The organism is Lactiplantibacillus sp. DA1 (assembly GCF_032681335.1).
GTDB lineage: Bacteria > Bacillota > Bacilli > Lactobacillales > Lactobacillaceae > Lactiplantibacillus.
The window spans coordinates 259,930-279,043 of the sequence record NZ_JAWHTQ010000006.1; the positions used below are offsets into that span (position 1 = coordinate 259,930).

Here is a 19,114-nt window from a genome sequence, read left to right on the forward strand (position 1 = left end):
TTTTTCCAATTACCTTAACGCGTTTAATCATCCGTTGACAACGAAATATTTTCGCGTGATTGGATTTCAGTCACCAATCCTTGTAAATTTGCTAAACCGCCATGATAGGCAAAATTACCAAGTGGTAAGTGTGCTGGAATTTCACTTGCATTAGCCTGTGCAAACATTACCTGCGCAATACGTTTTGGATTGCCAGGAGCTTGTGTTACAGAATCAGCTACGCTTGCGACTGAATCACTAAAAGCCGCATAATCCTTGATTGTCGGCACGACCTTTTGTGAAGAACGACCTGACCACTGCGTCCGGGCGCCACTAGGTTCAACCGTCATCACACGGATACCTAAATCAGCTACTTCTTGGCGTAACGTATCGCTGTAACCTTCAACGGCGTACTTGGTTGCACTGTAATACCCCATCGTCGGTAAAGTGGTTAGAGCTAATGCCGATGATAAGTTAATAATCACACCCGAACGTTGTCTGCGCATCGTAGGGAGCACGGCCCGGGTCATATTCGCTAATCCAATCACATTGACCTCGAACATATACCGAACTTGGTCCAGGTCGCTCTCTTCAATTGTTGCAAAATAACCCAAGCCAGCATTATTGACCAAAACATCGATGGTTTTAAAACGCTCAATGGCCTTAGCAACGCCCGCTTTAATTTGTTCCTCATCGGTAACATCAATGACGACCTTTTCAATACGCTTAGCATCAAAAGCATCTAAGTAAGCCAAATCATCTAAGTGCCGAGCCGCTGCCACTAAGTTCGTATCTTTATTCTGCGCGACGATTGTGGCTAATGCCTTACCAAAGCCACTCGAAGTTCCTGTAATTAACCATGTTTTTGCCATTTTGTATGCTCCTCTTTATTCTCACTAACCAGTTTGCTTAGCCACTATTTCTTAGCTGCGCGTACTAAGCCGTCTAACCAACTTTGGTGCCCATTCAACATTGGATTGGGGGTCTGTGAAGCTAAGTCCTTAGCTGGCTTACCAATTTGAGATTCTTGTGTTAATAATCTAATCCGGCCATCCGCCAACTTTTCAATTAGAAATGCATGATAAACATCAAATTGAGTATCTTGATCGCCATTTTGCCAACCATGCCAAGCTAGGCGAGCGGTCTTACCATCGGTTGGTTCAACTAATTCCATCACCTGCGCATCGATTGGAAAGCCAAACGTATCGAAGCGAAAATGTTCAGCAAATTTTAACTTAGAACTTGTCTGATTATCCAATACGATATTAGCCGCATTGTCATAGTACGTTGTCCATTTAGCTGTATCTACAAGATTCTCCCAAACAGCCGCTAACGTAACTCCTTCAGCGATGACCTCATTCGAAACAAAATTATCCGTACGACCTGGTAAATATTCAGTTGACCAATTGATTGATTGCATTAGTAAGTCCTCCATATTTGTTTTGCGTTAAAATTTTATTCAAACTAACAAATTGGTATTAGAACATCTCATTGACCGTTCATTAACTTTGAATAGCCCTAGCTTATATGCTGGAGCTGACTCCAGGACAAGAATAAAGACCAATCATTGACTATGTCTTAATAAATTCTTAGTTTTTCGAACCGAACTTCTCTTAGTATGTTCAACCACTACATTTGAACTAACTCTCGAATAGCTAGTCATAGCAAAAAGCTGATTGCCAGAATCAATATTCTAGCAATCAGCTTTTAAATTTCCACTGACAAATCGGCTTTATTGCACGTGCAATAGGCCCATCTTGTCCATGGTCTCCGCAATCTGGACTGAGTTCCAAGCAGCACCCTTTAAGAGGTTGTCAGAAACATTCCACATGTGAAAGGCTTGCGGTGTTTCCTGATCAGGACGAACCCGGCCAACAAACGTGTCCTTAGAGCCTTCCGCATTATGGGCTTGCGGATAAATTTGGTTATCAGGGTCGTCTTGTAAGACCACACCTGGTGCAGCTGCCAAAGCATCTTGAATGCCCTTGACCGTTGCCTTAGGATCTTCAACTTCAAAGTAAACTGATTCGGAATGGCTCACCGGCACCGGAATTCGGACACAGGTTGCGGTTACTTTGATATCCTTACTATCCATGTCGCCGCCACACATAATCTTTTTGGTTTCATGGATCATCTTCCATTCTTCATGGGTGTAGCCATCTTCCTCAAACACGTCAATTTGTGGTAACGCGTTAAAGGCAATTGGATAATGCTTCTTATCACCCGCAACCGGCAAGATATGGGATTCCATCTCTTCACCTTTTAAGTAGGCTTCCGTCTCATCATGCAATTCCTTCAAAGCCCGGTTACCAGCACCACCAACGGCTTGATAAGTCGAAACAATGACCCGCTTTAAACCAAACGCTTTGCGCACTGGTTCCAAAGCGACGACCATTTGGATGGTTGAGCAGTTCGGGTTAGCCACGATTCCATGATGAAGCTTCAATGCTTCAGGGTTAACTTCAGGAACGACCAACGGAATCTTAGGATCCATCCGGAAGGCACTCGTATTGTCGACAACTACGGCGCCCCGTTTGACTGCTTCAGGGGCAAATTTCTTAGATACTGAGCCACCCGCTGAGAAGAGAGCTAAATCAATTCCTTCGAATGATTCAGGAACGGTCTCTTCAACAGTTAAGGCTTGACCATTGAACTGTAATTGTTTACCGGCTGAACGACTTGATGCCAAAAGCTTAACTGAGTTAACAGGTAAACTCGTCTGTTCCACCATTTTGATCATCCGCGCGCCAACTGCACCAGTTGCACCGACAATCGCGACGTTATATCCACTCACTATGAAGACCTCGCTTTGATAGTTATTGAAACCTCATTATAGCACGTTTGTAAAAATTAGAAAATAATGAGTTTGCGAACGTGCACAGTTTTTAGATTGATATCTATATTAATTGAAATTGTATTGACCACTGATACAGTTCACCATAGCCTGAATATCTTTATTCCTGCACGTTACCCTCAACTCTTTGTTCCACCATTTTAGCGTATACTAGATGTAACCTGAGCAGGAGGTGACAACATGTGCACTAGCTTAACTTATATCGATACCCTCAATCAACATTATTTTGCCCGTACTATGGATTTTCCAACCACTACTCCTTGGCGACCAATTTTTCTACCGCGTCACTATCAATGGTCAACCGGACTAACTACTAACCGAACGACAAAATATGCTATTCTCGGTGGTGGCCGGTTGCCTAAGCATTTTAACAGTTGTTTGATGGCTGATGGCATTAATGAAGCCGGCTTGGTGTGTGCTGAACTCTACTTACCACACGCAGTTGCGTATGTAACTCAGCCTAGACTCAACCAACTCAACTTAACACCACAAGCCTTCATCAACTGGGTGCTCGGCGAACATCAGTCAGTCGCTGCCGTTATTGCCGATCTTCCACGAGTCAATCTTGTTGGGGCCTCCTGGGGAGACGATACGGGTGAGGTTTATCCCTTTCATTGGTATATCAGTGATACTCATGCGAGTGTTGTTATCGAGCCGACAGGTGGCCCCTTGACTGCTCAACCTGACCCAGCCGGCGTTTTAACTAATACACCAATTCTAATCGACCATCAACACCGCCTAAACAAGTACTTAGGACTAGCCGGTGATCAGATTACGACGACTACTCGGCTTGCAGCTCAGCAAGTGATTCAAGCTAAAAAGCCACTACCCAGTAGTTCAATTCCAACTGACCGCTTTATCCACATGGCACTTCGGCGACTTGGGACGCCCCGTCTGTCAGCCGAACAAGCGCCAGCCACTATCTTTCACTGGCTACAAGAAGTGAGTTTGCCATACGATGCCGATCGTCGCTACCTCATCAGCCATAACTACACTCACTATCGCTGTTTAATCAAGCTTGAAACCCGAACTTACCAGTTCATTCCACGAACGACGGGTCACCAACAAAGCTTGACCTTATCACCAGAAATGGTCAAAGCTTGGCAGACACCTTATCTTTTTCCGGCGAATTAGCCCCCTGCCGAAGACCAACCCTGATGGCCATCAGCAAAACACAAAATGATATAGCCCGCTTAATAATAAATCTCTTAGATTGCGTTTGACTGTAACAATTGTGTTAGTCAAACGCATTTACATTTTCATACAAGAGCTTCAATGCAATTAATGGCGTTGCTTCAAGAAACGATCAAAATCCTGATTGATGGCTGCGCGCACTCGGGGCTCATGTAAATCAGCTTGAGTGGCATCTGCCCCACCCGTGACTTGACTAACTACTTGTAAGTAACCAAACAAGACTTGACTGGGGTCAAGGTGATATTGCCTTGCTAAAGTCACCGCTAAATCATAGCGATCAGGACCCAATAAACTCGAATAATCCATTAGTGAGCACCTCCCTTCGCCTGTTCTAACTGACGACTCATCCGTAAGTAGGCTAAGAAATGAAAAATAATCCCACCGGCAAGTAAAATTGCGCCTAACCATACAGACCAGAATGTGGCCACGACTGCCAACGCGTAAATTGTCACACTACGCACGGGATCAAACTTGATGGCATCATAGAAAGCCATCGAGATGCCAGGCTTTTTCAAATTCTGATGATGATGCAAATACGCATACATCATGTAAAAAGTCGCTGAAATGAATAAGGCGACCAGGTCATAAACAATAAATGCCGTCTGCATGTCCTGGCGATTGCCGGTAGTCAGGGCATCCGCAACGAGTGACATGGGATAATCTAATAGAGTAATACTAAATAGCATCAATAAATTCAACATGTTCACATTACGGTCGATTCGTTGTAGCATATTGAAATAGTCATGATGAAATAACCATAACGTCCCGACATAAAAGTATGAAAATACATACGATAGAATTAGAGGCCACTGTGCCAGTAGCGCCGTCAATAAGTGACCAGGTCGATAGTCTGGAATATGAAACTCTAACACTAAAATCGTAATTAAAATAGCAAATATGCCATCACTAAACGCTTGAAAACGATCTGTTTTAATAACAGTCACCCCCTTACCGCGTTTTAGGATATCATAACTCTGAAGTAATTACTGTAATTAACTTTTCAAACTGACGTCAAAACCATTAATTGTTTTCCTGATGTGATAAGATTATCGTAGTTAAAAGTAATTGATGTGGGGGCGTCAAGACATATGCAAAAATTATTGAAGCCAAAATGGCTATTCTTATTATTCTGGGGGATTGTAGTGCTAGCAAGTATTGTGATCTTACCAAATATCACAACATTTGTGAGTGAGCAAACAATCATGCCACAAAACCAACGAACAAGTGCTAAATACCAACAACAATGGGGACACGGACTGACTGATACCCGTTCATTGACGTTAGTGTTCAACAACCCTAATGGTCAACTGACCAAGACACAACATCATCAAATTTCAACCATTTTATCCCGACTCAATCAAAAAGCCGACACGTATGGTCTTGTGCAGCTACGAACTGCTACTAGCATGACCAATGATCGCCAATTATTGCGGTCTAACGACGGTTCAACCGAACTAGCACTGGCAGCTGTTCAAGTCTCGCGTACCGATTTACCAATTATCGCAAACCAATTGAATACTGCAATTGCCGCCAACAATTTGACAACCAGTGTGACTAGTTCCGATCTCCTCTACCAACAACATGTCCTAAGGCAAGCTCACACGCTCATCGTAGTCTATCTCATTGGTACCACCTTAACACTATTAATTCTCGGACTGATTTTTCGTTCCTTGTTAGTGCCATTATTGAATTTAGGCTGTCAAGCAGTCACCCTAATAACGACAATCAGTTTTATTGCTAACAGTCATTTGGCGTGGCACTGGCCATTGACAGCCAATGCGCTCGGGTTAGCCGGCTTGGTCAGTCTGCTATTAACGCCAATCCTGACTTGGGCTTTCATGCGTACTTACTGGCAGTCGATCGCTGATACAATACCCGAAGTCACTGGACTCAAAATTCTAGCCATCCATTTTCGGCAATGGAGCTTGACGCTTATTCCACTGATAACAATCACCTTGATGGCTCACTGGACAGCCTTCATCACGCTAGCTAGTGCATGGACGATCACAGTCGCGCTGATGATTACCTTACTAGCCGTGCCAACGCTCAACGCTGCCTTTGTAAGCTGGCTGGGTGACAGTCTCTTTTGGCCCGGTACTGAAACCTGGCAACCACGGTCACACAATCTGTGGGGACAAGTAAGCCGCTTTAGTTACTGGCAACCAGCCTTGGGTCTATTAATCAGTGCTATTTTGATCACACCTGGTCTTATGATTGCAAACCGGCAGTTTGCTGACGACAATTTACGTCCTTGGCAACCAACTCATCTGACTAATGCTGAACTAGGACAACAACTCGTTCAAGCACACTTTGGTATCGGCGCAACTGGTCCAATCACGATCACACTTCATAGCACACAAGCATTGACGCACCAGCGTGCTGTTCAAACGATTGATCAACTGACAAGTAAACTCCAGGCTGTTCCAAATGTCAGTCAGGTTATCTCAGTTACACGACCGACTGGTCAGCCCATCACTAACTTTTATGTCAACAATCAGCTAGCTGCAATTAATGCTGATCTAATTGGCAAACAAACTAGTGTCGCTCAATTACAACGTCAACTTACTACTGATCAAGAAACATTAAAACAAGCGGCTACTAGCCAGCACACCCAATCAGTTGATTACCTCTCAGACCGGATCAATGATCTGGCTAACTTGAACGATCAAATCGCTGATCGCCTTAAAAGCATCGATAAACTGTTGACACAAGTAGCTGCCCCGTCAACTACCACGGCTCAGTTACGCCGGGAAATGGTCAAACTTGACCTGCTAACAAACCGTGCTACGACGGCACTCAATCATGTTGTCAATGCACAAACTAGCGTGGCAACGGAAGCCGGCTATGTCAATCAACACGTCAAGCTTGTAACGGAATCGCTCAAACAAACAACTGAACCTTTCAAAGCATTGTTAACTTCACTGAAAACCACACACGACTATCTTGAAAGTTTGGCAGCAAGTCAAGTAGGTCATAGTTTTTACCTACCAACAACTGCAATCACCAATCAAGCTTATCAAAACAGTCTTTTTACAAATGTTAGTAGCGATTTGAAGATGACCCAATTGATCGTTATTCTCAAATCGGCACCTGATGCCCCAGCTAGTCGCCAGACTTTGCGTCAACTCGAATCAATTACTCACGACAATCTGTTGGCAACACCGTTAGAAGCTGTCAAAATTTCAACTTCTGGTATCACCGCACAGCAACAAGTACGGCATCAATTGGTTAATCAGCACGCCCTAAAGTGGACCGTCGGCATTATTGGTATACTAATAATTCTAATCTGGATAGAATTACGCTCCTTCCTACTGAGCGCCTTACTAACATCTGGTTTAGTGGTATTAATGATTACCAGCTGGGGCTGGACGCAGCTGATTATGATCCAGTGGCAACACAGCGGCCTTTTGAGCAGTACCGTTTTCCTCGGCAGTTTAGTACTGTTAACCCTCCACTGGTTGATGATCACGCTTATCACAGTTGATCGACAGAACTGGTTCCATAACTTTGATGGTCACCGCTTACAGACGCATTTTTATATCTGCGGGCAAATCGTATGGCCAATAACATTGTTGGAATGTAGTTATCTCCTACCACTCGGCCTGACAATTGCACCAAATTTAAAAGCCTTAGCTCTGATGAGCCTGATTGGGATTAGTCTAAGCAATCTGATCGTACCCGCTACGCTTCCAGGACTAATTCGTTGGACTATCGACTTCCCACGTTGGTCGCAACTAGTCAAACGCCGCACATCATGAAAGCACAACCGTCACGTTTATTACAATTACTCAATCTTCTAATTTTCAAGTTTCTAAACAGCCGTTATAAGTAGACCAGGTTTGAGGTATACGCTTAAAGCGGTCTTTTAATACCAACAGCAAGAATATCTTCAATTTGAAACCCCTGTCCATATTACTCGGCAAGACCCAAAGTAGCTCCGCCTTTGGGTGAACAAAAAGAACGCCGGCTAGCTGGCGTTCTTTTTTTGAAGCTTATCAATTCTTCAATCTGTCAGTAAATTGATTAATTTTAATTATGCCGATGCCGAAGATAGACAACACCGGTACTAACAAATAACAACCCGATCAAACCCATGAGCATCAGTAATAATGTAGTCGGCGTTTCAGATGTTTGTGGTAGTGTTCCACTGTGGTCTGCACCAGACCCATTGGTATCCGTGTTCGTGCCACTTAAACTAGTGCCAGAAGCTGGTGTTCCTGAACCATTTGACGTGGTCATACCTGAATTGCTTGCAAATTGGGCACCGTCACCTGATAAATTTGGTGCCGTTGTGCGCGCTTGACTAGCATTAGCCGCTGGCGACCCATCCGATTGATCCGGCGTGCTTGGTTCAGTTGTGCCCGGTTGACTCGGATTACTTGGCCCAGTTATACCAGGCCGACCAGGATCAGTAGTCCCGGGGTAACTTGGTTCGTTTGTTCCGGGTTCGCTTGGCGTTCCTGGTTCACCCGGTTTGCCTGGTTCTGTCGTTCCTGGTTCACCCGGTTTGCCTGGCTCTGTCGTTCCTGGCTCACCCGGTTTTCCTGGCTCTGTCGTTCCTGGTTCACCCGGTTTTCCTGGTTCTGTCGTTCCTGGCTCACCCGGTTTTCCTGGTTCTGTCGTTCCTGGCTCACCCGGTTTTCCTGGTTCTGTCGTTCCTGGCTCACCCGGCTGACTTGGATTAGTTACCGGCACATCAGTCGCAGAAACAGTCACTGCCGCAGTCTGACCTGCTTTGATCATAAACGGCAATGGTGTTGCATTTAACTGATATCCTGTCGGTGCCATCGTTTCAATAAACTGGTAATCACCTACCGTTAATCCTGTCACCGTTAACTGGCCAGTTGCATCCGTCTTCAGATTCGACTGTAAGACTTTGCCGTTCGCATCGCGCAATTCATAGATAGCGCCAGCTAGAGCTTTCTTCGTTGTTGCATCCGTCTTCGTCAACGTAACATCACCAGTCGCTGGTAAGACTGGTGTCTTCTGGTCATCTTGACTGACTTTCAAAGAAATCACAGTTTTGGCGCCACCTAATGTGAAAGTCACAGGATTAGGATTTAATTCATACCCAGCTGGAGCCCGCGTTTCAACAAATTGGTAGGTGCCACCTGCCAAATCTTTGACTGTTATTTGACCGTTCACATCCGTTGTTAGCCCTGACTGTAATACTTTGCCAGTACTATCTTGTAACTCATAAATTGCGCCAGCAAGGACAGCTTTGGTCTCGGCGTCATGCTTAGTTAACTGTACACTATACGTTTGCGTGGCAGTACCACTTCCTCCGGCTGCAATATCAGCATCGGCAGCCACGTCTAAACCATTCAAGGAAGCCGTATTATGCCAAACGTTATACCCATTTGAAACAGCATTAGTTACTTGAGTTTTGTAAGAAATCGCCATCTTACCAGTCACGTTCGTAAATGAGAACGTGACCACATTACCGTTAACAGCAACTGTTGGTGTAAGTGGCTGACCCGGCATCAGGGTGCCATTCACAGTTGTGAGCATATATGCCTGAACGCTATCCGGCAAGAAGGTCTGGTTTGGTCCCAATGTATCAGTCACAATAACGGTAGGGTCATTGCCAGGTGTGACAGTCATATGCCAGAACAGCGTGGTTGGTGTCCCGTTCGCATCCGATGTTAAAACCAGTCCATCTTTGGTAATATTACGTTCACCCTCCTGTACAGTAGCATTACCATTCGCATTCAAAGTCAACGTGCCTTCACGATTCTTTAGACTGCCTAACGCTTCATTAAAAGTAATCGTTCCAGTCGCGTCACCTTTCTTATACGTAAATGTTCCGAGCGTCTCGCCAGTTGGCCCCAAAACTGGGAAAGTGAGATCGCCTTGAAGCATCACACTAGTTGGTATTTCAACCGTAGCTGTGTCACCAGCATTGATGACCTCAGAATCAGGAATCTGCCACTCATACCGCACTTGATACCCCTTGTTTGTACTTAGAGAACTGGAAGGAGGCATCAGTTGCCCACTTGAGTCATAGATTTTGGCGCTACCAACATCGAGACCAGTCACATTGATTTCTTTGGCGTGTACTGTACTGCCCAACACAAATAAAGTTAATATCACCATCAAAACACTTAATAAAAACCCAACTCGCTTTTTTCGCATATGTTCCTCCCCCATTCAAAAAAGCCACACGACCTATCTATACTATCAGTCCGACCATCACCTGACGTCTAACTGAGCACCAATCAGTACATTTTGCTGATCGGTTCTATATGTACAATACCGCAACTCATTAGTTACTGACGAACAATAACTTTTATTCGCCAACTAATCAAACAAACCGCTAACCAACCACAAACGACTGTGAAAAAAGCACGGTAATATGATCTCATCAAGATCATATTACCGTGCTTTCTTAATCATTTAACAGTCTTCTTTAATCTTTGGAAGGTTTTGTCAATACTTTGGTCATTGTCTGGTGGCACAAGCCGGCTTCCATAAATGGCGCACCAGTTGGTTGATAGCCTAATTGTTCATAGAAACTCTGGGCCGTCACTTGTGCGCCCAAAGTCAGCTGTTGCCAACCCCACTTGGTAGCGTCCTGCGCAATTTTGGTCAGTAATTGGCGCGCATAACCGTGCCCACGAGCGGATTTTAACGTTGCTACTCGTTGAATATGCCCAGTTATTGCGTCGCTGGGGGTAACTCGTGCCGTAGCAACGGCCTTTTCTTGTTCATCATAGCCCACATAGTGCCAAGTTGCCGGGGTAACTGTATCAATTTCCAACGCTTCATCAATATGCTGTTCCTTAACAAATACGGCCCGTCGAATTGCAATCGCATCAGCATAGACATCCGAATCAGTCTGATTGCTCATCTTGATTTCCATATTATCGCCTACTTTTCTTTTCAAATACCTTTGACAATACGCGTATGCCACATTATCGTCAAATTATGACTCACTGAAATTAACGCATTCTTAAAATTGTTAGCGATTACGGCCCTAAATGTTATGGTAAAATGACTTGATGACTGTTTATCGAGTCATATCCAAATTTGTTAAAAATGAGGTCTTTATCGATGTTTACCAAATTTCGCCAATACGTTAATACACGAATTGGATTCTTTTGGCTGTTAGTCTTTCTATTCTGGGCCAAAACAGTTTACGCCTACTTAACCGAATTTGCGCTCGGCGTTGCAGACCCTTTGCAGGCCTTTTTAATGCTTGTTAATCCCATTGCAACGACGGCCTTCCTGTTTAGTTTGGCATTCTACATTCGTAAAACTGGTGTATACTATTATATTTTGCTATTCATTGATGCATTGGACACCATTTTACTTTACGCCAATGTCATCTATCACCGTGAGTTCACTGATTTCATGACCGTGAGTACAATTACTGGGGTCTCCAAGGTCAGTCAAGGATTAACTGGTTCTTCATTGGCCTTAGCCAATTGGGGCGATATTCTTTATTGGGCGGATATTGTCATTATCCTTATCTTAGTGATTCTCCATCGCATTCAACAAGATACACGGCCCATTAAAAAGCACACTGCTTTTGCGTACACGTCAGCAGCAATTGCAGGTTTTGGACTCAATCTCACATTAGCCGAGTCCAATCGTCCTCAGCTTCTGACCAGAACATTTGACCGCACCTATATCGTTAAATATCTCGGTCTGGATGCCTTTACAGTTTATGATGGCATTAAGGATGAACAAACGAATCATCAACGGGCCAGTGCAAAGAAATCCGAACTGGACACCGTCAAAGATTACACGGAAAAACACTACGCCGCTCCAAATGCTAAAATGTATGGTATCGCAAAGGGCCGTAATGTGATTGTAATTCATCTGGAAAGTTTCCAACAGTTTTTAATTGGTCAAAAAATCAATGGTAAAGAAGTGACGCCATTCCTAAATAAGCTGTATGCCAGCCAATCGACATACAGCTTTAAGAACTTCTTTCATGAAGTCGGCCAGGGGAAGACTTCCGATGCTGAAAACATGCTTGAAACAAGTACTTACGGCCTTTCAACTGGTTCACTATTCTCGCAATTAGGCTCAGATAATACGTTTCAAGCAGCACCCGCAATTTTAAATCAACGAGCTAACTACTCATCCGCAGTCTTCCACGGAAATGTCGCTAGTTTCTGGAACCGGAACAACACTTACAAAAATATGGGATATCAATATTTCTTTGATGCTAGTTATTTTGATACCACGGGTGACAAATCCACGGGTTATGGTTTGAAAGACAAGTTACTCTTTAAGGACTCCGTTAAATATCTTGAACGTCTCCAGCAACCATTCTATGTCAAATACATCACTGTCACGAACCACTTTCCGTTCTCACTGGACAGTGAAGATACGACCTTCAAGACGACTGATACTAGCGATTCAGCGATTAACGGCTATTTCCAGACCGCCCATTATCTAGATCAATCGATCAAAGAATTTTATGCCTATCTAAAAAAGGCGGGCTTGCTTAAGAATTCAATGATCGTTTTGTATGGCGACCACTATGGCCTTTCTAATAGTGAAAATTCGACTCTAGCACCGATTCTCGGCAAGTCAGCGGACAACTGGACTTCGTTTGACAGTGCCCAACTGCAACGCGTGCCATTTATGATTAATATTCCTGGTATTAAAAGCGGTAAAGTTGAATCGACTTATGGTGGTGAAATCGACGTCTTGCCAACAATTTTGCATCTTCTCGGAATCTCAAGTAAACGCTATATCCAGTTTGGCACCGACCTGTTCTCCAAACAACATGACACTACGGTTGCCTTCCGAAATCGTGATTTCGTAACGCCGAAGTATACTGTCCTGAGTGGCAAAATTTTTGATAATGCCACTGGCCAACAAATTGAAGATGATGAAAGTGTTCAGAAGTTGGTCGACAAAGATCAGAAAAAGGTGGACAAAGCATTAAGTCTCTCCGACTCACTCAATAATAAAAACCTATTACGCTTCTATACGCCAAAGGACTTCAAGAAAGTCGACGCGTCTCAGTATAACTACGCCGATGGCCTTGAAAAAGAAATCGAAATTCAAAACAAGTTGGCCGGTAAGTCAACCAACTTGTACTCCAAGAATGGTAACAAGTCAACTGTTGACCTGTATAAGACGGATGCACCAGAAGCATCACATAAGAAGACGGATTCAACTCGAATCAAGATTACCAATCCAGACGATACTGACAGCACGACTAGTTCCAGCAGTTCTAAGTAACTTGGATTAAGTCCCTCAGCGCAAAATTCAAGTTAAATTTTCTAATATATATGAAACCGAGCCCCCAAGGCTGATTAATCAACCTTAGGGGCTTTTTTATGACCAGTTTCGATTCAAATTTCATACTAGAATACTTACGAGTATCACATTCATCCATGTGTCTAAAGATTTTAATCAGTAAGCGTATAAATTTGGGGAATTGGTCTATTAATTGACAAAAGATAGCTTGCCGACTAGGATATATTATTTCTGATCAACAGCCTTTACCTTCCCAGTAAGCTTCAGATAGTCGTTTTTAATCATAGAACTAGTACGTTTTAATCATGATTCATGACAAATTAATTAGTATAACGCGTATCATAGTAACTCAGTCGGTTTCATTTTACTGAGGCATTTTAAACCGTCCGTCTACACTGATGCATTTCATGATAGAATAAAATTAATTATACACGCTGACTACTTGGGGATTGGCCGGGCAGTCAGTATGATTATTTTTAACACGTGATGTGCTCGATCACGTGAAGGGGGACAATACGCATGGGCGCTTGGCGTTTCTGGTGGGATAGTACCCGCCGCTTTTATAAAAACTGGGGTAGTTACATTGCGCTAATTTTCAGCACCAATTTGGTCATTAGCTATCTGGCAGTTCCATTTTTCAATTGGGTACTCGAAATATTGCTGAAATGGCAAGGTGTGAGCTACGTTTCATATACAAATATCGGCAGTATTATTGTTCACGAACCAATTGCAGCATTAGGTATGTTAGCTATTTTATTAGCAATTATTATATTGGTTTATTGGCAATTTGCTTTCTTACTGCTAGGAATTATTAATATCTTTAGGGGTCGTCCGCAAAGGATTCAGTCCGTTTTGCGAACGACCATCACAAGTTTGACACTAACTTCGCCAAGTACATTCTTATTTTTTATTGGCTACTTCATTGTTATCTTGCCTTTTGGAAGCTTTATTTTTACCACCCCGCTTCTAAACAAAGCCCAGATTCCAGCCTTTATCGTCAATTACTTGCTTGAGAACCCGTGGATGGCACTCGGATTGGCATGTTTCTATTTAATCGCTGGTTATCTAGGCATTCGCTTAATCAGCTTATTGCCACTGATGATTATTGATCACTTGCCATGGAAAACCGCCATGACTCGTAGTTGGCACCACACCAAGCATCGAACACTCCGGTACTTGTGGACAATGCTAGTAATCTTATTCATGATTTTTGTCACTGTAACGTTGATTTATACTTTAATTTATATTTCTCAGTTAGAATTCGATAAGACTGGCATTGCAATGGCTGCCGCAACAGTCAACTTATTCATTATGGAGGCCATTACAGAAATTATTATCTGCTACACGACCGCCGTCTTTATGATGCTCATCATCGCCTGTTACCGGCAAGACTTCACCCTACTTCGGCAAATACCGCAACACTTTAACGAAGCGCCTCGGCTAAAACGGTGGACTCGAGCTAGCGTTGCCGTTGGAATTATACTTGCAACTAGTTTATTAGTAGCGGTAAATCTTGTTTACTTGAACGGGCTTGTGATTACAAAACCCATTATTATTTCTCATCGCGGCGTTGACGACGGCAATGGTGTGCAAAATACGATACCGGCCCTCATCAAAACCAGTAAGGCACGGCCTGATTACGTCGAAATGGATATCCAAATCACGAAGGATCACCAATTTGTCGTCATGCATGACCCGACCCTCAAAGCACTGGCAGGTATCAACAAGAAACCTGCACAATTGACCTTGAAACAGTTAGAAAAAATTACTGTCCGCGAGAATGGCTATCAGGCCAAGATTCCGAGTTTTGACGCCTACTTGAAGGCAGCTGATAAGCATCATCAAAAATTATTGGTAGAAATTAAAACGAGTCGCGCCTACACCCGCGCTGATACCAAACGCTTTATCCACCGATACGGTTCGATCCTGATCACACATCACGACCAAGTACACACACTTAGCTACAAGATTATGCGAGATTTAAAACGACTTGACCGGCAACAATTTGTCAGCTACATTTTACCCTATAACCTGACCTTCCCACATACGGATGCCAACGGATATACCATGGAGGTTACAACGCTTAATGACCAATTCGTCGATAAAGCCGATCGGTATCACAAATCAGTCTACGCGTGGGATATTGATGACACAGACCAAATGGATCGAATGATGTTCATGGGTGTGACAGGAGTCATTACCGACAACTTAACAGAAATGCAACAAGAGGCTAAGAGTAACACTGACCACCCTAGCTATGCCAAGTTACTGTTAACATTCATGAATGAGTTAAGCTTGACCAGCAATGAATAAGCTATTTCTGCTACTAGCACATTCATAGCATATATTTTGGTTAATAATAACTGATTAAACTACCTTGATTGCTTGTTGACCATCGTCGTTATCAAAATAGCCGCTACCAATAATCAGTAAAAACTGACAACCGGTAGCGACTATTTTTATTCATAAATTATGCGTGTGCTACATTTTTTCAAACAAAGTCGTACTGTGTAACGGACTACGACGTTCAGGATATAACATCATCATCAGCTGATTAACAGCATTTGGTGCCTCGCCAAAGCCACTCGCAATTAACCCCAACTTACCAGGATAAGTAACCGTATCACCAATTGCTGCAATCCCGGGAACATCTGTGTTCATCTGGGTATCAACTGTAATGAGCCGATGTTCCATGGTTGGCGTCACATGCCAATTGCGAATCACTTTGTTATCTGCAATAAATCCATAGTTCACGATCAAATCATTAACGGCTAAGGTCTCCTCAGCTGTTCCGCGAACTTCTTTCATGGTCAATTGTAATTGACCACTAGTCAACTCATCGAGTTGTTTAATCAGGAATGGCGTTTTGATTTTCACCGATGAGGCCTTCAGTAAGTCAACATTATGTTCCATGCCCCGAAAACGATCACGACGATGCATAATATATACCTGCTTAGCCACCGGTTCTAGCATCAAAGCCATATCAATCGCTGAATCACCACCCCCAGCAACCAAAACAGTCTGGTCTCTGAAACGCTCAACACTTGGAATATGGTAAAATAATTGCGTGTTTTCAAAAGTAGCTGCATTGTCTACTGCCAGACGGCGTGGTTCAAAGGCCCCACTCCCGGTGGCAACGATGATGGCTTTGGTATGGGATTCTTGACCATTAATAGTTGTAATAGTAAAGTCACCCATGGCCCCCGTCACATCCGTTACTGGAGAAGCCAACCGCACATCGATGGGGAATTGGTCCAGTTGTTTGGCCAATTGTGCAACCAACTCGCGCCCCTTAATTGCCGGATAACCAGCAACATCGTGAATCATCTTTTCAGGGTATAACGCTTGCACCTGCCCACCTAGTTCGGGCAGACTTTCTAATAATTGAACGCGGGCGTTCCGCATGCCAGCATAAAAGGCCGCAAACATACCAACCGGGCCACCACCAATAATTGTTAAATCGTAATCTGAACTCATCGTTTCCCAGCTCTCTTGTATGTAGATTTGTTGCTTCTAATTCTAGTAGATTCTGTGAGGGTTTGCAAAAACAAATTTATTTATTTGGGTAAGACCGTCCTTTAAACGACTCAACTAATCAACTCACAAACTAAAAATAAGACACGTAAATGAGCTTATAAAAGGTCCTCATACGACGGCATTTAATACTTGCCTTAATCCCTGTATTTTTATCATCACAATTCATAATAAACGGCCTATAATAGGAATTGAAAGCGAGATGGTGAGATATGCGACACAGTAAGCTTATTAAAATCATGGCAATCATCAGTGCCACACTAATTATCAGCTTAGGGACTTATTGGCAACGGCGTCTCACCCCATTGAAGAAAATGCGGGTCAACCAAACTACAGTGCCAACAATTTTTGTCGGCGGTGATTATGCCCGAGCATTCTCCACCAATGGTTTTGTCCATCGACTGACAACTGCCCACCTAATGAAAAAGGGACTCGTCGTTCACGTCAGTCAAACTGGACATGTCAGCGTAAAACAATTTGCGCCATTTACAACTAACCCGACAATTCAGGTCATTTTTGCAGATAATCACCATGCCAAACGCCAAGCACGCCAATTTGCAACTGTCATTACCGTCCTAGCTGATCGGTATCATGTGAAACGCTATAACGCAGTTGGTCACTCTTCCGGTGGCAACATTATTTTCGACTACCTCACAGCTGACATCAAACATCCCGCTAAAATCAACAAGTTCGTTACAATTGGTTCAACTTATCCGGGGCTCACCCAACAAGTCTTAAAACAACTACCAACGCAAATTTCCATTTTAAATATTGGCGGAAAAATCTGGCATACTACTGGCGATGGTGGGGTCAATTTGAAGGATGTTTTAAAATTCAGTCGTCAATTACAGATAGCCGGTTGGCAACCACAAACCCGTGTCATTCAAGGCAGCCCTCTAACCGCTGCTCATTCCATGCTTCACATCAACCCACAAGTTGACTTACTTATTATGCAATTCCTATACGGCTCAACGACTAACTAAGCATTTGCATAGTACCAAATGACTAAGAAAATCTTATTTATACGTCCGATTCAACATTAATTAGCGTGAATCGGACGTTTTTTTATGACTATATCTGACCTTTCCAACTAGGGTTAGGTCACTTATCAAACAAAACCTTCGTGCACAATTAATTTGTATAATAATGGTAACCTATGGACAATTCATATTAGGAGGTGTTTGCCATGCATAACAGATGGCAATTGTTCTTATTAGTACTTACAGGTTTTCTTTTATTAATGTTGGCCCCTCCAATAATCAGTCAAGCACGTGACGTTATTGAAGCAACTGGAAATGATGTCAATAGTGTAGTTATCAAAGATAGTAAGGGTAATGTCATTTCTCATGAAGCGCAATTACCAGAAAATGATAATTATACGGTTAACTATAAATGGCGGATTCCAAATAGTGTTAAGATCACGGCTGGCGACACCATGACCTTCCACGTACCAGAAAATGTACAAATTCCAACCAACGAAGCTTTTCCAATGATTGGAACAATTGCGGGTACCATCGGTAATTTCTTTATTGCGGCAGGTTCACATACTGGAATCGTTACTTTCAACAAAGTATACCAATATTCAACCAACCGTTCTGGATACGTTAACTTAGACGTTAAGGGAACCATGCCAAGTCACCCCGGAAATCAAGTACCCATTTCACTGACAAAATATGCGGCATGGGAAAATGAAGCTGATCCTTCTCACATCAACTGGACAGTACACGTTTCATCAAATGGCAATCAATTAGTTGACCCAACTTTCGCGGATACACTAGGTATTGGTCAAACTTTTGTTACTGGTAGTGCAGTTCTACATGATGCAAATGGAAATTCAATTCCTGTCATCACCACCGCAACCAGCAATCAACTCAGTTTCAGTGCCACTGGAACTTATACGTCATCACTGACGCTGACCTACAAGACAGAAATTAGTCACTCAGCTGATACAACTACCTTTACGAACAATGTTGATTATACTGATAAAAACAACAACCAGGGGTCGGCGACAGCTAACATCAGCAGGCCCGAAACAACTGCCCCAGAAACGCCCAGTGTTACTAATCCGGAAAATCCAGATGAAGACGAAACACCGAATGTGACTGAGCCAGAACAACCAAGTCACCCTGAACCAGAACAGCCTAGTACCACGATACCGGAACAACCAAGTCACCCTGAACCAGAACAGCCTAGTACCACGATACCGGAACAACCAAGTCACCCTGAACCGGAACAGCCTAGTACCACGATACCGGAACAACCAAGTCACCCTGAACCGGAACAGCCTAGTACCACGACACCAGAACAACCAAGCCACCCTGAACCGGAACA

14 protein-coding genes are annotated in these 19,114 nt (G+C 43.4%); 6 read left to right on the forward strand and 8 right to left on the reverse strand.

The window, feature by feature from the left end; all coding sequences use genetic code 11:
• Window positions 1-23: 23 nt before the first annotated feature.
• From RXV91_RS11365 to RXV91_RS11375, 3 genes are all read right to left on the reverse strand, one after another.
• The gene (locus tag RXV91_RS11365) at window positions 24-851 is read right to left on the reverse strand and encodes an SDR family NAD(P)-dependent oxidoreductase (RefSeq protein WP_316439942.1); all 828 of its coding nucleotides are present in this window, start codon (window positions 849-851) and stop codon (window positions 24-26) included.
• Between the two features lie 44 nt (window positions 852-895).
• A complete protein-coding gene (locus RXV91_RS11370; protein ID WP_021732720.1) occupies window positions 896-1,399 on the reverse strand; it encodes a hypothetical protein in 504 nt (167 codons plus the stop codon).
• Between the two features lie 312 nt (window positions 1,400-1,711).
• On the reverse strand, window positions 1,712-2,773 hold the full coding sequence (locus tag RXV91_RS11375) for an aspartate-semialdehyde dehydrogenase (protein WP_316439943.1): 1,062 nt from the start codon (window positions 2,771-2,773) through the stop codon (window positions 1,712-1,714).
• A gap of 240 nt (window positions 2,774-3,013) precedes the next feature.
• Here RXV91_RS11375 and RXV91_RS11380 point away from each other — a divergent pair, with 240 nt between their 5' ends.
• Window positions 3,014-3,967, forward strand: coding sequence for a linear amide C-N hydrolase (locus RXV91_RS11380; protein ID WP_316439944.1), 954 nt, complete (start codon window positions 3,014-3,016; stop codon window positions 3,965-3,967).
• 147 nt (window positions 3,968-4,114) lie between these two features.
• Here RXV91_RS11380 and RXV91_RS11385 read toward each other — a convergent pair whose 3' ends face one another.
• Both RXV91_RS11385 and RXV91_RS11390 read right to left on the reverse strand, forming a co-directional pair.
• Complete coding sequence (locus RXV91_RS11385; RefSeq protein ID WP_316439945.1) at window positions 4,115-4,333, reverse strand: hypothetical protein; 219 nt, start codon at window positions 4,331-4,333, stop codon at window positions 4,115-4,117.
• Window positions 4,333-4,962, reverse strand: coding sequence for a TMEM175 family protein (locus RXV91_RS11390; RefSeq protein WP_316439959.1), 630 nt, complete (start codon window positions 4,960-4,962; stop codon window positions 4,333-4,335). The genes RXV91_RS11385 and RXV91_RS11390 overlap by 1 nt, the downstream gene beginning before the upstream one ends.
• Window positions 4,963-5,115: 153 nt before the next feature.
• Here RXV91_RS11390 and RXV91_RS11395 point away from each other — a divergent pair, with 153 nt between their 5' ends.
• Window positions 5,116-7,785: an MMPL family transporter gene (locus tag RXV91_RS11395; protein ID WP_316439946.1), complete on the forward strand. Its 2,670-nt coding sequence runs from the start codon at window positions 5,116-5,118 to the stop codon at window positions 7,783-7,785.
• 271 nt (window positions 7,786-8,056) lie between these two features.
• On the opposite strand, the gene RXV91_RS11400 is transcribed toward RXV91_RS11395, so the two are convergent.
• Together RXV91_RS11400 and RXV91_RS11405 are read right to left on the reverse strand one after the other, a co-directional pair.
• Window positions 8,057-10,162, reverse strand: coding sequence for a SpaA isopeptide-forming pilin-related protein (locus tag RXV91_RS11400; RefSeq protein WP_316439947.1), 2,106 nt, complete (start codon window positions 10,160-10,162; stop codon window positions 8,057-8,059).
• A gap of 274 nt (window positions 10,163-10,436) precedes the next feature.
• The gene (locus RXV91_RS11405) at window positions 10,437-10,889 is read right to left on the reverse strand and encodes a GNAT family N-acetyltransferase (protein ID WP_316439960.1); all 453 of its coding nucleotides are present in this window, start codon (window positions 10,887-10,889) and stop codon (window positions 10,437-10,439) included.
• Window positions 10,890-11,080: 191 nt separating this feature from the next.
• Between RXV91_RS11405 and RXV91_RS11410 the strand changes: the two genes are divergently transcribed.
• Together RXV91_RS11410 and RXV91_RS11415 are read left to right on the forward strand one after the other, a co-directional pair.
• On the forward strand, window positions 11,081-13,231 hold the full coding sequence (locus tag RXV91_RS11410) for an LTA synthase family protein (RefSeq protein ID WP_316439948.1): 2,151 nt from the start codon (window positions 11,081-11,083) through the stop codon (window positions 13,229-13,231).
• Window positions 13,232-13,768: 537 nt separating this feature from the next.
• On the forward strand, window positions 13,769-15,562 hold the full coding sequence (locus RXV91_RS11415) for a glycerophosphodiester phosphodiesterase (protein ID WP_316439949.1): 1,794 nt from the start codon (window positions 13,769-13,771) through the stop codon (window positions 15,560-15,562).
• A gap of 168 nt (window positions 15,563-15,730) precedes the next feature.
• Here the strand turns inward: RXV91_RS11415 and RXV91_RS11420 are convergent, their stop codons facing one another.
• Window positions 15,731-16,726 (reverse strand): NAD(P)/FAD-dependent oxidoreductase, encoded by a 996-nt coding sequence (locus tag RXV91_RS11420; RefSeq protein WP_316439950.1) that lies wholly within the window; start codon window positions 16,724-16,726, stop codon window positions 15,731-15,733.
• Window positions 16,727-17,022: 296 nt separating this feature from the next.
• Between RXV91_RS11420 and RXV91_RS11425 the strand changes: the two genes are divergently transcribed.
• Window positions 17,023-17,766 (forward strand): alpha/beta hydrolase, encoded by a 744-nt coding sequence (locus RXV91_RS11425; RefSeq protein ID WP_316439951.1) that lies wholly within the window; start codon window positions 17,023-17,025, stop codon window positions 17,764-17,766.
• A gap of 203 nt (window positions 17,767-17,969) precedes the next feature.
• A partial coding sequence (locus tag RXV91_RS11430) for an Ig-like domain-containing protein (protein WP_316439952.1) occupies window positions 17,970-19,114 on the forward strand: 1,145 nt, incomplete at its 3' end.

Excerpts from the sequence above, each read along its gene's own strand:
- RXV91_RS11365 (WP_316439942.1), bottom strand. The coding sequence starts at position 851 with ATGGCAAAAACATGGTTAATTACAGGAACTTCGAGTGGCTTTGGTAAG.
- RXV91_RS11370 (WP_021732720.1), bottom strand. The coding sequence starts at position 1,399 with ATGCAATCAATCAATTGGTCAACTGAATATTTACCAGGTCGTACGGAT.
- RXV91_RS11380 (WP_316439944.1), top strand. The coding sequence starts at position 3,014 with ATGTGCACTAGCTTAACTTATATCGATACCCTCAATCAACATTATTTT.
- RXV91_RS11385 (WP_316439945.1), bottom strand. The coding sequence starts at position 4,333 with ATGGATTATTCGAGTTTATTGGGTCCTGATCGCTATGATTTAGCGGTG.
- RXV91_RS11395 (WP_316439946.1), top strand. The coding sequence starts at position 5,116 with ATGCAAAAATTATTGAAGCCAAAATGGCTATTCTTATTATTCTGGGGG.
- RXV91_RS11400 (WP_316439947.1), bottom strand. The coding sequence starts at position 10,162 with ATGCGAAAAAAGCGAGTTGGGTTTTTATTAAGTGTTTTGATGGTGATA.
- RXV91_RS11405 (WP_316439960.1), bottom strand. The coding sequence starts at position 10,889 with ATGGAAATCAAGATGAGCAATCAGACTGATTCGGATGTCTATGCTGAT.
- RXV91_RS11410 (WP_316439948.1), top strand. The coding sequence starts at position 11,081 with ATGTTTACCAAATTTCGCCAATACGTTAATACACGAATTGGATTCTTT.
- RXV91_RS11415 (WP_316439949.1), top strand. The coding sequence starts at position 13,769 with ATGGGCGCTTGGCGTTTCTGGTGGGATAGTACCCGCCGCTTTTATAAA.
- RXV91_RS11420 (WP_316439950.1), bottom strand. The coding sequence starts at position 16,726 with ATGAGTTCAGATTACGATTTAACAATTATTGGTGGTGGCCCGGTTGGT.
- RXV91_RS11425 (WP_316439951.1), top strand. The coding sequence starts at position 17,023 with ATGGCAATCATCAGTGCCACACTAATTATCAGCTTAGGGACTTATTGG.